The 12,941-nt window shown below is 68.5% G+C and carries 14 protein-coding genes and 1 pseudogene; 11 read left to right on the top strand and 4 right to left on the bottom strand.

Annotated elements, in window-relative coordinates:
• The first annotated feature begins 2 nt into the window (after positions 1–2).
• Genes AC1DYD_RS02665 through AC1DYD_RS02680 form a run of 4 tightly spaced genes read left to right on the top strand, consistent with a single transcriptional unit; the run spans position 3 to position 4,956 of the window.
• Positions 3–923 carry a beta-keto acid cleavage family enzyme gene (locus AC1DYD_RS02665; RefSeq protein WP_478171195.1) on the top strand — a complete coding sequence of 307 codons (921 nt, stop codon included), beginning with the start codon at positions 3–5 and terminating at the stop codon, positions 921–923.
• A 57-nt stretch (positions 924–980) separates the two neighbouring features.
• Positions 981–2,189, top strand: coding sequence for an ABC transporter substrate-binding protein (locus tag AC1DYD_RS02670; protein WP_478171196.1), 1,209 nt, complete (start codon positions 981–983; stop codon positions 2,187–2,189).
• Entirely contained in the window at positions 2,141–3,148 is a 1,008-nt protein-coding gene (locus tag AC1DYD_RS02675; RefSeq protein WP_478171197.1) for a 3-hydroxyacyl-CoA dehydrogenase NAD-binding domain-containing protein, read from the top strand. Before AC1DYD_RS02670 ends, AC1DYD_RS02675 begins: the two co-directional genes overlap by 49 nt.
• Positions 3,145–4,956, top strand: coding sequence for a feruloyl-CoA synthase (locus AC1DYD_RS02680; RefSeq protein ID WP_478171198.1), 1,812 nt, complete (start codon positions 3,145–3,147; stop codon positions 4,954–4,956). Before AC1DYD_RS02675 ends, AC1DYD_RS02680 begins: the two co-directional genes overlap by 4 nt.
• 43 nt (positions 4,957–4,999) lie before the next feature.
• On the opposite strand, the gene AC1DYD_RS02685 is transcribed toward AC1DYD_RS02680, so the two are convergent.
• Both AC1DYD_RS02685 and AC1DYD_RS02690 read right to left on the bottom strand, forming a co-directional pair.
• A complete protein-coding gene (locus AC1DYD_RS02685) occupies positions 5,000–5,839 on the bottom strand; it encodes a class III extradiol dioxygenase family protein (RefSeq protein WP_478171199.1) in 840 nt (279 codons plus the stop codon).
• A 3-nt stretch (positions 5,840–5,842) separates the two neighbouring features.
• Positions 5,843–6,196 (bottom strand): protocatechuate 4,5-dioxygenase subunit alpha, encoded by a 354-nt coding sequence (locus AC1DYD_RS02690; protein ID WP_478171200.1) that lies wholly within the window; start codon positions 6,194–6,196, stop codon positions 5,843–5,845.
• 134 nt (positions 6,197–6,330) lie between these two features.
• Between AC1DYD_RS02690 and AC1DYD_RS02695 the strand changes: the two genes are divergently transcribed.
• Complete coding sequence (locus AC1DYD_RS02695) at positions 6,331–7,257, top strand: LysR family transcriptional regulator (protein WP_478171201.1); 927 nt, start codon at positions 6,331–6,333, stop codon at positions 7,255–7,257.
• Between the two features lie 5 nt (positions 7,258–7,262).
• Here the strand turns inward: AC1DYD_RS02695 and AC1DYD_RS02700 are convergent, their stop codons facing one another.
• On the bottom strand, positions 7,263–7,901 hold the full coding sequence (locus AC1DYD_RS02700; RefSeq protein WP_478171202.1) for a LuxR C-terminal-related transcriptional regulator: 639 nt from the start codon (positions 7,899–7,901) through the stop codon (positions 7,263–7,265).
• A 214-nt stretch (positions 7,902–8,115) separates the two neighbouring features.
• On the opposite strand from AC1DYD_RS02700, the gene AC1DYD_RS02705 reads away from it, so the two are divergent.
• A complete protein-coding gene (locus tag AC1DYD_RS02705) occupies positions 8,116–8,571 on the top strand; it encodes an FHA domain-containing protein (protein WP_478171203.1) in 456 nt (151 codons plus the stop codon).
• Positions 8,572–8,718: 147 nt separating this feature from the next.
• Positions 8,719–8,784: pseudogene (locus AC1DYD_RS02710) on the top strand (methyl-accepting chemotaxis protein); the annotation flags it as partial.
• 31 nt (positions 8,785–8,815) lie between these two features.
• Here the strand turns inward: AC1DYD_RS02710 and AC1DYD_RS02715 are convergent.
• On the bottom strand, positions 8,816–9,208 hold the full coding sequence (locus AC1DYD_RS02715; protein WP_478171204.1) for a hypothetical protein: 393 nt from the start codon (positions 9,206–9,208) through the stop codon (positions 8,816–8,818).
• Positions 9,209–9,429: 221 nt separating this feature from the next.
• Here AC1DYD_RS02715 and AC1DYD_RS02720 point away from each other — a divergent pair, with 221 nt between their 5' ends.
• From AC1DYD_RS02720 to minC, 4 genes are all read left to right on the top strand, one after another.
• Positions 9,430–9,858 carry a hotdog fold thioesterase gene (locus tag AC1DYD_RS02720; RefSeq protein ID WP_478171205.1) on the top strand — a complete coding sequence of 143 codons (429 nt, stop codon included), beginning with the start codon at positions 9,430–9,432 and terminating at the stop codon, positions 9,856–9,858.
• Positions 9,859–9,911: 53 nt separating this feature from the next.
• Positions 9,912–11,276, top strand: coding sequence for a solute carrier family 23 protein (locus AC1DYD_RS02725; protein ID WP_478171206.1), 1,365 nt, complete (start codon positions 9,912–9,914; stop codon positions 11,274–11,276).
• A gap of 202 nt (positions 11,277–11,478) precedes the next feature.
• Positions 11,479–11,916 (top strand): universal stress protein, encoded by a 438-nt coding sequence (locus AC1DYD_RS02730; protein ID WP_478171207.1) that lies wholly within the window; start codon positions 11,479–11,481, stop codon positions 11,914–11,916.
• Between the two features lie 241 nt (positions 11,917–12,157).
• The gene (minC, locus tag AC1DYD_RS02735) at positions 12,158–12,919 is read left to right on the top strand and encodes a septum site-determining protein MinC (RefSeq protein ID WP_478171208.1); all 762 of its coding nucleotides are present in this window, start codon (positions 12,158–12,160) and stop codon (positions 12,917–12,919) included.
• The last annotated feature ends 22 nt before the right edge of the window (positions 12,920–12,941 follow it).

The raw sequence follows: 12,941 nt of genomic DNA on the forward strand, positions 1-12,941 counted from the left end.
CCATGTCGAAGCGCAAAGTGATCGTGACCATTGCCCCCACCGGCGGCATGGCCCACAAGTCGCAGAACCCCCACCTCCCGACCCAGCCGGCCGAGATCGCCGCCGACGTGGTGGCCTGCTGGCGCGCCGGCGCCAGCGTGGTCGCGCTGCACGCCCGCCGGCCCGACGACGGCGCCACCTGCAACGCGGACGTCTACCGCGACATCAACAGCCGCATCCGGGCGGCCGGCTGCGACATCGTGATCAACAACTCGACCGGCGGCGGCGTGCACGGCGACATGATCAAGCCGCTGCCCGGCGACCGCTGGGAGATCGCCTTCGAGGAGCGCATCAAGGGCATGGACGCCGGCGCCGAGATGTGCACGCTCGATGCCACCACGCTCAACCTCAGCTTCGAAGGCCGCGAGATCCTGATGGATACGCCGCTGACCAAGGGCCGCGAGCTGGCCGCCGGCATGAAGGCGCGCGGCATCAAGCCTGAGTGGGAGGTGTTCAGCCCGACCCACATCCTGCAGGACACGAGCACGCTGATCCAGGAGGGCCTGGACGACGAGCCCTACTTCATCAACCTGGTGATGAACGTGCACCGCAACTTCCAGAACGCGATGCCCTACTCGCCGCGCAACCTGCAGATGATGGTCGACACGCTGCCCAAGGGCGCGATCTTCGGCGTCAGCGGCATCGGCCCGTCGCAGCTCGAGGCCAACATCGCGGCGCTGCTGCTGGGCGGCCATGCGCGCGTGGGGCTCGAGGACAACCTCTACTACCGCCACGGCGAGCTGGCGACCAACCTGCAGCTGACCGAACGGATCGTGCGGGTCATCCGCGAGATGGACATGGAGCCCGCCACGCCGGCCGAGGCGCGCGAGATCATGGGCCTGCCGCGCGTGGGCGCGCCGCGGCCCGAATTCGCGCCGCGCTGAGGTTCCCACACGGCAGCCGCACCGCATACGACAAGACCTTCCGGAGACAAGACACCCATGCCCCCCGCACGCACCGCCCTCGCCCTGGCACTGGGCGCCGCCTTCACCGCAGGCGCCTCGGCCCAGGTATCGGACGAGGTGATCCGCATCGGCTTCATCAGCGACATGTCGGGCCTCTACCGCGACTACGACGGCCCGGCCGGCGCGGAAGCGATCCGCATGGCGATCGCCGACATGGGCGGCAGCCTCGACGGCAAGAAGATCGAGCTGGTCACCGCCGACCACCAGAACAAGCCCGACATCGCCGCCGCCAAGGCGCGCGAGTGGTTCGATGTCGACAAGGTCGACATGCTGATCGGCGGCGTCAACTCGGGCGCCGCGATCGCGATGGCCGGCGTCGCGGCCGACAAGAAGAAACCGTACTTCGTGGTCGGCGCGGGCGCCTCCAGTCTGACCAACGAGTTCTGCTCGCCCTACACGCTGCACTACGCCTACGACACGGTGGCGATGGCGCGCGGCACCGCCGGCGCAGTGGTCAAGGCCGGCGGCAAGAGCTGGTACTTCGTGACCGCCGACTACGCCTTCGGCGCCGCGCTGCAGAACGACGCCGGCAAAGTCGTCGAGGCCAACGGCGGGACGGTGGCCGGCGCGGTCAAGCACCCGCTCGGCGCCAGCGACTTCTCATCCTTCATGCTGCAAGCGCAGAACGCCAAGGCCCAGGTGCTGGCGCTCGCCAACGCCGGCGGCGACACGGTGAACGCAATCAAGTCGGCAGCCGAATTCGGCATCAACAAGAAGATGAAGCTGGCCGGCATGATCATCACGATCAACGACGTGCACGCGCTGGGGCTCAAGACCTCGCAGGGCATGTACCTGACCGACAGCTGGTACTGGAACCAGAGCCCCGAATCGCGCGCCTGGGCACACCGCTTCTTCGACAAGAACAAGCGCATGCCCTCCTCCTTCCAGGCCGGCGACTATTCGGCCGCGCTCCAGTACCTGAAGGCAGTCAAGGCAGCCGGCAGCGACGACGGCGACAAGGTGATGGCGCGGTTGCGGAAGTCGAAGTTCGACGACATGTTCGTCAAGGGCGGCTGGCTGCGCGACGACGGCTTGATGGTGCACGACATGCAGCTGATGCAGGTCAAGACGCCCGAGGAATCGAAGGAGCCCTGGGACTACTACAAGGTGGTCGAGCCGATTCGCGGCGAGACCGCATGGACCACGCGCGCCGAGAGCCGCTGCGCGCGCTGGAAGGCATCATGAGCGGGGCGGAAAGCGACGTGAAACGGGTGGCGGTGGTCGCCACCGGCGTCATCGGCGCCAGCTGGGCCGCCTGCTTCCTGGCCCGCGGACTCGATGTCGACGCCACCGATCCCTCGCCGGGCGCCGAGGCGCGGCTGCGCGAGGCGGTGGCGCAGCACTGGCCGACGATGGTGCGTTTCGGGCTCGCCGACGGCGCCTCGCCCGAGCGGCTGCGCTTCCACGCGCGGCTCGAGGACGCGGTGGCCGGCGCCGACTTCGTGCAGGAGAACGGGCCCGAGCGCCTCGACCTCAAGATCGACCTGTTCCGCCGCATGGACGCCGCGGCGCGGCCGGCCACGCTGCTGGCGTCGAGCTCGTCGGGGTTGGCGATCAGCGCGGTGCAGTCCGAATGCCGGCACCCGGAGCGCGTGGTGCTGGGCCATCCCTTCAACCCGCCGCACCTGATCCCGCTGGTCGAAGTGGTGGGCGGCGAGCGCAGCTCGGCCGACGCCATCGCGCGTGCGATGGCCTTCTACACCGCGATCGACAAGCGGCCGATCCACGTGAAGCGCGAGGTCAAGGGCCATATCGCGAACCGGCTGCAGGCGGCGCTGTGGCGCGAGGCCTTTCACCTGGTCGAGCAAGGCGTGGCGTCGGTGGCCGACATCGACACCGCCATCGCGCACGGCCCGGGCCTGCGCTGGGCGCTGATGGGTCCGTTCATGAACCTGCATCTCTCGGGCGGGGCCGGCGGCATCGCCCACCTCCTCGACCACCTGGGCGGGCCGATCGAGGACTGGTGGCACGACCTCGGCGCACCGTCGATGACGACGGAACTCAAGCAGCAGGTGGCCGACGGCGTGGCGTCCGAACTCGGCGAGCGCAGCCGCGCCGAGCTCGAAGCGGCACGCGACACGCTGCTGCTGGACCTGATCCGCGCCAAGGCCGCAGTATTCAGCGAACCCCGAGGCTGCTCATGACCCATCCCGGCTTCTTCGACGACGAAAGCCAGCTCGCGGCGCCGCGCACCGTGCGCATCGATTTCGACGACGGCTCATTCGCGCTGCGCTCGCCGGTGGCGCTGCGGCCCTACGCGCGCTGCGTCGGCGAATGGCTCGAGCGCTGGGCACGCGAAACACCCGACGCGCTGGCGCTGGCCGAGCGCGACGACAACGGCGAGGCCTGGCGCACGCTCGACTACCGCGCCTTGCGCCATGCGGTCGGCGCGGTCGCGCAGAGCCTGCTCGACCTCGGCGTGCCGAAGCACCGGCCGGTGGTGATCCTGTCGGACAACGCGATCGACCATGCGGTGCTGATGCTGGCGACGATGCACATCGGCCGCACCGCCTGCTCGCTGTCGAGCGCCTACTCGCGCATGGCGAAGGACCCGGCCCGGCTGCACGGCATGCTGCGCGCGCTCGATCCGGCGCTGGTCTACGCCTCGGACGCCAAGGTCTACGGCGCGGCGCTCGGGGGCTGCGGGCTCGACGCGCCGGCCGTGTTCAGCCGCCATGCCGACATGCGGCCGGGCGCCCTCCCCTTCGCGCAGCTGATGCGGACCGAGGAGACGCCGGCCGTGATGCAGGCCTTCGACGCGATCCTGCCCGACGACCCTGCCAAGTACCTGTTGACCTCGGGTTCGACCGGCCGGCCCAAGGTGGTGATCAACACTCACCGCATGCTGTGCGCCAACCAGCAGATGATGGCCCAGACCTGGCGCTTCCTGAGCCACGAGAAGCCGGTGCTGGTCGACTGGCTGCCGTGGAGCCACACTTTCGGCGGCAACCACAACTTCAACATGGTGCTGTGCCACGGCGGCGCGCTCTACATCGACGAGGGCCGGCCGGCCCCCGGGCTGATCGAGAAGACGCTGCGCAACCTGCGCGAGGTGCGGCCCACGCTGCTGTTCAACGTGCCGCGCGGCTTCGACATGCTGCTGCCCTTCCTCGAGGCCGACGCGGCGCTGGCCGCCGAAGTGACGTCGCGGCTGCGGCTGGCCTTCTATGCCGCGGCGGCCCTGGCGCCCTCGACCTGGCAGCGGCTCGAAGCGGTGGCCCGGCGTGCGCGCCCCGACAGGCCGCTGTGGCTCACCACGTCATGGGGCGCGACCGAAACCTCGCCGGCCATCACCTCGGCGCACTGGCGGCTCGACGGCGCCGGCTGCATCGGCGCGCCGCTGCCGGGACTGGAGCTGAAGTTCGTGCCGAACGGCGACAAGCTCGAGATGCGGGTCAAGGGCGTGTCGGTGTTCCCGGGCTACCGCAACGCGCCGCGCGAGACCTCCGAGGCCTTCGACGACGAAGGCTACTACCGCATCGGCGATGCCGGCTTCCTCGCGGATCGCGAACGGCCCGAGCGCGGCGTGATGTTCCACGGCCGCGTGGCCGAGGACTTCAAGCTCGCGAGCGGCACCTGGGTCTCGGTGGGCACGCTGCGCGTCGAGCTGGTGTCGCGGCTCGCGCCGCTGGTGCAGGACATCGTGGTCACCGGCCACGACCGCCACGAGATCGGACTGCTGGTGTTCGCCAGCCCGCAGGCCGCGGCCCAGCCGCGCGACGCCCTGCACGCCGCCCTGCTGGGCGCGATGCGCGAGTTGCGCGATGCCGGTGCCGGCTCGTCGCAATGCCCAGTGCGGGCGCTGGTGCTCGACGCACCGCCCGACATCGACGCCGGAGAGATCACCGACAAGGGCTACATCAACCAGCGCGCGGTGCTCGCGCGGCGCGCCGCGGCGGTCGAGCGCCTGCACACGGACGCGCACGACCCGGAGGTCGTCCGGCTGGCGTGACGGCGTCGCCGGGGGTGCGGCGCGCACGGCCGCGCGCGCCAAGCTACCCCAGCGGCTCCAGCACCATGAGCCCCGCCGCCGTGTTCGAGATCGGGATGTGATAGTTGGCGTGCACTTCGCGCACCTTCTCGGGCAAGGCGCCGCGCGCGACCATCCAGTTGAGCAGCTCCACGCCCTGGGTGCCCGCCAGCCGCACCAGTTCGACGGTCGAGAAGCGGGTGGCCCAGGCCGGGTCGGAGCGCATGCTCTCCATGAACTTCAGGTCGAAGTCCTTGTTGATGAAGCCGGCACGCTCGCCATCGAGCTGGTGCGACAGCCCGCCCGTGCCCATCACGACCACCCGCTCGTCGCCCGGCCATGCCGCCACTGCGCGCGCGATCGCCTGGCCGAGCCTGTAGCAGCGGGCCGCGGATGGCAACGGCGCCTGCACCGTGTTGACGCACACCGGCAGCACGCGCACCGGCCATTTCATGTCCGGCCAGCACAGCGCCATCGGCAGCATGGCGGCATGGTCGAGCATCATCTCCTGGCAGGTGGTGAGGTCGAAGTCCTCGGCGACCAGCGACTCGATCAAGCGCCAGGACAGCACCGGATCGCCCGGCAGCGGCGGCAGGCTGGGAATGCCCCAGCCTTCGTCGCCGTTGTGATATTCCGGGGCAGCGCCGATCGCGAAGGTCGGCATCTTGTCGAGGAAAAAGTTCAGCCCGTGGTCGTTCGAGACCAGCACGACGACGTCGGGCCGGACTTTCGCGAGCCAGTCGCGCACCGGCGGGAAGCCGTCGAAGAACGGCTTCCAGTACGGATCGTTCTGCAGGCCCTTCTCGATCGCCCGGCCGATCGCCGGCACGTGGGAGGTGGTGATGCCACCAACGATTCTTGCCATGGCTCAACCCCTCGCGGCCAGCAGCCTGGCCTTGAATTCGTCCTTCGTCATGCCGGTCTGCTGGGCCCCGATGTCCTGCATGTCGAGACCGAAGATGCCGGCGAACTTGGCGAGGTAGTACGCATTGCCGCCGGCCTCGATCAGCTGCAGCACGTTGCGGTTGCGGATCGCCTCGCGCTGCTCGGGGTTCAGCCCGTAGGCCGCGCAGTAGGCATCCTCGTCCGCGACGAAGGCGGCCCGGTTGGCGGCCTGGTTGAATGAATAGCACATCTTGTTGAGCGCATACCCCTTGCGGGCCTGTTCGCCGTCGAAGATGGTGGTGCCCGGTATGGGCTGCCTTGGATTGGCTGTTGGCAAGAAAGTCTCCTTGGTGGTTGTGCGTAGCGCCTTGATCCGAATCAACTTTCGCGCGACATGTCGTTGCCGGCGCGATGGGTTCAGTATCAACTCGGGGGCATCGCCCGATCAACGCACGGATACTCATTCCAGCCATGAGCCGATTCGATCATTTGGACCTCGACGGCCACTTGCTGCAACTGCTGCTGGCGGTGCTCGAAGAAGGCTCGGTCACGCGTGCGGCGCAGCGCCTGGGCGTCACCCAGTCGGCCGTCAGCCATCTGCTCGACAAGCTGCGCGCCATCGTCGGCGATCCCCTGTTCGTGAAGTCCGGGCGCGGCATCGTGGCCACCGCGCATGCGCATGCGCTGGCATCGCGCGCACGCGTCATGCTCGACGAGCTGCGCAGCTTCGGCAATGCCGCCGGCTTCGATCCGGCCACGCTCGTCGCCACGGTGACGATCGCCGCCAACGACCTGCAGCGCGACCTGCTGCTGCCCGCGCTGCTGCGGCATGTTCGACGACAGGCGCCGGGCTTCGCGCTGCGCGTGATCTCCTCCGGCGCGCCGACGGCCGAGATGCTGCGCGACGAACATTGCCAGCTCGTGATCACGCCGCGCCCGCCGTGCGCCAGCGACGTGCTGCAGAAGCGCCTGTTCGAGGACCAGTACCGGGTCTTCTACGATGCCAGCCAGCGAGAGCCGCCACACACCCGGGACGAGTATCTGGCCGCCGAACATGTGACGGTGCTGTACGAGCCTCGGCGCCGGCTCGACATCGATGAGGTGCTGGCCGATCGCGGTCTGCAGCGGCGCTTCGTTGCGCAACTGCCGAGCTTCGCGGGCATCGGTCCATTCCTGCTGGGCGGCGTTTCGATCGCCACGCTGCCCAGCCTGCTGCGCACCCATCTGCTGCGCGACCTCGACATGGCGCCGGTGCCCGTGGCGTGTCCGTCGATGCCGATGTACATGGTCTGGCACCTGCGCCACCAGGCCGATCCGATCCACCGCTGGCTGCGCGAGCAGCTCGAGCGGGTGGTGGAGCCGGCACTGGCCGCTGCAACCGTCGCCACCCCTGCCTAGGACGCCTATGCCAGGCTCGCGGCCGCGTTCGACAGGTGGCCGTTGGTGCGCGCGTAGTGCAGCGCCTGGGTCCGGCTGTTGACGCCGATGCGGCGGTACAGGCGCCACATGTGGACCTTGACCGTGTCCTCGCTGATCGCCAGCCGCTCGGCCATCTCGCGATTTCCGAGTCCCTCGGCGATCAGCTGCACCAGCTGGACCTGGCGCGGGGTCAGCCGGGTGCCGCTCTCGGGCCCCGCAGAGGATGCGTCGTCCTTGTCCTCGCCGGTCTTCAGCACGCTCTTGAGCCCCCTGATCAGGCCGGCGGCATCCGAGGCCTTCTCGATATAGATATCGGCGCCGGCCGAAAGGCACAGCGCTTCCATGTCGGCGGCGGGCAGCGCGGAGTAGACCGCGATCGGCACCTCGGGGTGCTCGCGCCGTGCCGCCTGCACGCCGGCGCAGCCCTGGGTGTCGGGCAGGTTCAGGTCGAGGCAGATCAGGTCGGCGGCGCCATTGCGCTCGACCGCGCCGGCCAGCTTGTCGAGTCGATCGATCTCGACGATGCCGGCGGCCGGTTGCAGCCGCCGCAGCATCAACGCAATGGCGTCCCTCATCATCGGATGGTCGTCGACCACATAGAAGACGTTACGCGCTTTTCTCATTGCCAGAATCTTTCCGCCGCTCGACAGGTCACGGCGAATCAGATCGCCAAAAGCGCCGAGATTAGTGGACGAAACAACCGCTGGGTCGCTTCTCGCGGCATCGCGATCGCGGCGAGCGCGACGAAAGTCTCAATTTTCGGGACTCCGTCGGCTTCAGAAAGTGCGAAGGGTTGCCGAAATGCGGTGACTGCAACCCACCCACAGCGAGATAGAAATGTCCAGACTCATCGTCCTGACCCGCCACGGCAGCGTCCGGCAGGTCAACATCAAGGGGCCGATCACGACCATCGGCCGCGACCCGGCCTGCGGGGTTCACATCGACAGCCTCGGCGTCAGCCGCCATCACGCCGCGATCCACTGGACCGGCGACCGCTTCGTGCTGACCGACCTGGCCAGCCGCAACGGCACCTTCGTCAACAAGACGCGGATCCGCGAGCGGGCGCTGGCCAACGGCGACGCCATCAGCGCCGGGGACTGCCAGCTGCGCTTCCTCTACGAGAACCGGACGCTGCCCCACGACGAGGCACTGCGGCTGATCACGCTGTCCGACGACCCGGTCGACATCGACGCGGTGCGCGAGCGCAGCGACTGGGGCACCTTCTTCCGCCAGGGCAGCGGGGGAAGGCTCGGCGAGGCGCATCGAGGCGGCCGCGGCGAGCGGCGCGTATGAAGGCAAAAAAATGGCCCGCACGAAGCGGGCCGAATGATCTCTGGTGAGAAGATCCCTGGAGAACCAGCCTTGATATCGACAGCCCGACGGGAAACTTGAGGGCGGAACGCCGAGTTCGAGTTCGACGGCGAAGGCACGCAGGCGCCGATCTACGGCATCGCCTTCCAGACCAACATCCTGGCGCTGAACGCGGCGGTGGAAGCGGCGCGGGCCGCCTGATCGGGGTCGCCACGGGCTGTCGCCCCTAGACATCCTCGCCATCGCCGGCATCGGGATGGGCCTCGCTGAACCGCCTTTCCGCGGCAGTCAGGTGGGTGGTGAGCACATGCGAGATCAGGTTGATGCCGATGCCGGCGAACAAGGCCGGCAACAGGTAGAGCGCCACCCGCACCTCCGACACGAAGAGCACGTCGTCGGCCAGGGACGGCGTGATCGCCGCCAGCGTGGCCAGCCGCTGCAGGAAGTAGACATTCACGGCCGCGATCGCGACCAGCGTGACGCCGAGCAGCAGCACGGTCCAGCGCGAGATCGCCTGCTTGGCGATCATCACCGCGTAGATCCCGAAGGGCAGCACCACCGAGAACGCCACCATGAGCCAGAAAGTCACTTCCGTGAAGACCGAATTGCTGAACTGCATGGGATGGACCTCGGGACGAGCGGCAACTGAGAACTGACGACCGACGCGGACGTCGCGTCCGGCGCGATTTTCGCCGTTGTCGAAAGCGGGCGCCGACTTCGGCCGCGAGCTTGCCATCGGTGGGCAGCAGCGCATCGAGCAGCCGCATGCCGCCGCCCGGCCAGCGCACTGCAGCGGCGACTGTCGTTATAGTTTTGACAATCCCGACACGGAGCCATCCCATGCGCATCTGGAAGAAAGAGATCTCGATCGAAGCCCTGACCCTGAGCCACGCGAACACCGTGGTGTCCTTGCTGGGCATCGAATTCCTGGCGGTCGGCGACGACACCATCCGGGCCCGCGTGCCGGTCGACCGCCGCACCGTGCAGCCCTACGGCATCCTGCATGGCGGGGTCTCGGTGGTGCTGGCGGAAACCCTGGGCTCGTGCGGCGCCTTCTACTCCGCGCCGGAAGGCCAGCGTGCGGTCGGGTTGGACATCAATGCCAACCACATCCGGTCCGTGACCTCGGGCTGGGTCACCGGCACGGCGCGCCCGGTGCATCGCGGCCGCACGACGCAGGTCTGGCAGATCGACATGAGCAACGACGCCGGCGACCTGAGCTGCGTCTCGCGCATCACCATGGCGGTGCTGGCCCCGCAGGCCGGCTGAGCACCACCGGCGCGCGCGCCGGCCGAAGAACAACCACCGAGGAGAAGAAGAGCATGACCGATTCCTACCTGCCCCGCTGGCGCCAGGTGAGCGCCACGGCGGGCACCGTCGTCGCACCCGACGAACGCCTGCCGTGGCCGCAAACGGCCGCAATGGGCGTCCAACACGTGATCGCGATGTTCGGCGCCACGGTGCTGGCGCCGATCCTGATGGGCTTCAACCCCAACATCGCGATCCTGATGAGCGGCATCGGCACCCTGCTGTTCTTCCTCATCACCGGCGGGCGCGTGCCGAGCTACCTGGGCTCGAGCTTCGCCTTCATCGGCGTGGTGATCGCGGCCAGCGGCTATGCGGGCAGCGGGCCGAACGCCAACCTGGGGGTCGCGCTCGGCGGCATCATCGTCTGCGGCGCGGTCTACACGCTGATCGGCGTGCTGGTGGCCTTGACCAACGAGCGCCACACCAAGGCGGCGCCGGTCAAGGGGCTCGAAGGCCTCGAGGTGGAAGAGGTCGAGCAGGACGTCGCGGTGCACTGGATCGAGCGCCTGATGCCGCCGGTGGTCACCGGCGCGGTGGTCGCGGTGATCGGGCTCAACCTGGCGAGCGTGCCGATCAAGAACATGGCGCCGACCGGCTTCGACACCTGGATCCAGGCCCTGACCTTCCTCTGCGTCGGGCTGATCGCGGTCTATGCGCGCGGCATGGTGCAGCGGCTGCTGATCCTGATGGGCCTGATCGCCGCCAGCCTGATCTACGCCGTGCTGACCAACGGCATGGGCCTGGGCAAGCCGATCGACCTGGCACCGCTGGCGGCAGCGCCCTGGTTCGGGCTGCCGACCTTCTCGAAGCCGGTGTTCGAAGTCAACGCCATCCTGCTGATCGCGCCGGTGGCGATCATCCTGGTGGCCGAGAACCTCGGCCACCTGAAAGCCGTCGGCGCGATGACCGGCCGCGACCTCAATCCCCTGCTGGGCCGTGCCTTCATCGGCGACGGCGTCGCCACCATGGTGAGCGGTGCGGCCGGCGGCACCGGCGTCACGACCTACGCCGAGAACATCGGCGTCATGGCGGCGACCAAGATCTACTCGACCGCGATGTTCGTGGTCGCCGCGCTGATCGCGCTGGTGCTGGGCTTCAGCCCCAAGTTCGGGGCCCTGGTGCAGGCGATTCCGCTGCCGGTGATGGGCGGCGTGAGCATCGTGGTGTTCGGCCTGATCGCGGTCGCGGGCGCCAAGATCTGGGTCGACAACAAGGTCGACTTCTCGCAGAACAAGAACCTGATCGTGGCCGCGATCACGCTGATCCTCGGCACCGGCGACTTCACGCTCAAATTCGGCCAGTTCGCGCTCGGGGGCATCGGCACCGCGACCTTCGGCGCGATCCTGCTGTACGCGTTGCTGTCGCGTTCGCGCGCGTAGCCGGGGCGATGCGAATCCTCGGCTGAAGCGTCCGAGGTGAACCGTGAACCCCGCCAATCGGAGCGCCGGCACGCGATGATTCTTTGACCCAGCGCAAGGCTGTCGGACGCAACTGCTTGAAGCTAGGCCTTGGCAACGCAGGAACCATTGGGGAAGGTTCGTTGCCATCTCCGAGATGAGTGCCCGGTGAAAGGAGCGCGCTATGTTCAAGCATTTGTTGATACCCACCGATGGTTCGGCCGCGTCCGAACAGGCCATTCGCAAGGCGCTGGAGATCGCTGGCGAAGGCAACGCCCGGGTCACCGGACTGCATGTGATCCAGCCATTCCACCTGGCTTCGTACCACGTCGACATGGTCGAGGACACCCGCGCAAGCTACGAGGCCAATGTGTATTCACGGGCACGGGAGTACCTCGTGCCGATCGAGCAAGGTGCGAAGGAAAGGGGTCTTGGCGTCGACACGCGCACGGTCGTCGCCGATCACCCTTACGAGGCGATCATCAATGCGGCGCGGGATGCGGGCTGCGACCTGATCGTGATGGCATCGCATGGCCGGCGCGGCTTGCAGGCCGTCCTCTTGGGCAGCGAGACGCAGAAGGTCCTGACGCACAGCACCGTGCCGGTGCTGGTGTTGCGCTGAAGGACGATGAAGCCCCGCGCGAGCGGGGCCTTGACGAGCGGATCCGACAGGATCCGCGGCAGTTGTTCGGCCCGCTAACGAACTGTTACAGCCGTGCGAGGCGTCAGTCAGACTGGCAGCGGGGCCTGCGAAGTGCAACCTGGTGCAAGAAATGTTGTCCGGCGGGCGTATTGCGCCGCCCTTTTGCGACGCGAAGCCCAGTGCCCGTTAGACTCCAACGCTTTTCGCACCAAGCTTTTCCATGGCAGATGCATCCGCCGCGCGCACCAAGGCGGTATTCGAATTCAAGAGCGCCACACTGCCGCTGATCGCGGTCATCCTCAAGACGGCCGATCTCGAGGTGCTGGCGGAAGCGCTCGACGCCCAACTGGCGGACTCGCCCGACTTCTTCGAGCAGGAGCCGGTGGTCATCGACCTCTCGCTGTTGCAGGAAGACAACGCGCAGGCGGGCCGCACGCTCGACTTCGCCGCCCTGCGCGGTCTGCTGGCGCGCCACCAGACCCAGCCGGTGGCGGTGCGTGGCGGCAGCGACGCCCAGAACGCCGCCGCCCGCGCCGCCGGCCTGTCGATCACCGCGATGCCGGTGGCGCCGGCCCCGCGCCCGGCGGCTCCGCCGGCCGAAGCCGCGGCCGAGGCGCCGCAGATCGTGCGCGAGGTGCCGGTGCCGGCCAACGGCACGCTGGTGATCGACAAGCCGTTGCGCTCGGGCCAGCAGGTCTACGCCCGCGGCGGCGACGTGATCGTCACCGCGGTGGTGAGCTTCGGCGCCGAAGTCATTGCCGACGGCAATGTCCACGTCTACGCGCCGCTGCGCGGCAAGGCGATCGCCGGTGCCCGCGGCGATACTGCGGCCCGCATCTACACGACCTGCATGGAGGCGCAGCTGGTGGCCATCGCGGGCATCTACCGCACCTCGGAGGTGGCGCTGCCGGCGGAGATCGCCGGCAAGCCGGCCCGGATCTCGCTTGACGGCAAGAAGATCGTCATGGAGCCGATCCTCTGATCGATGGGCGCGCTCGGCAACC

The sequence above is a fragment of the Variovorax sp. P4_B11 genome, assembly GCF_056402355.1.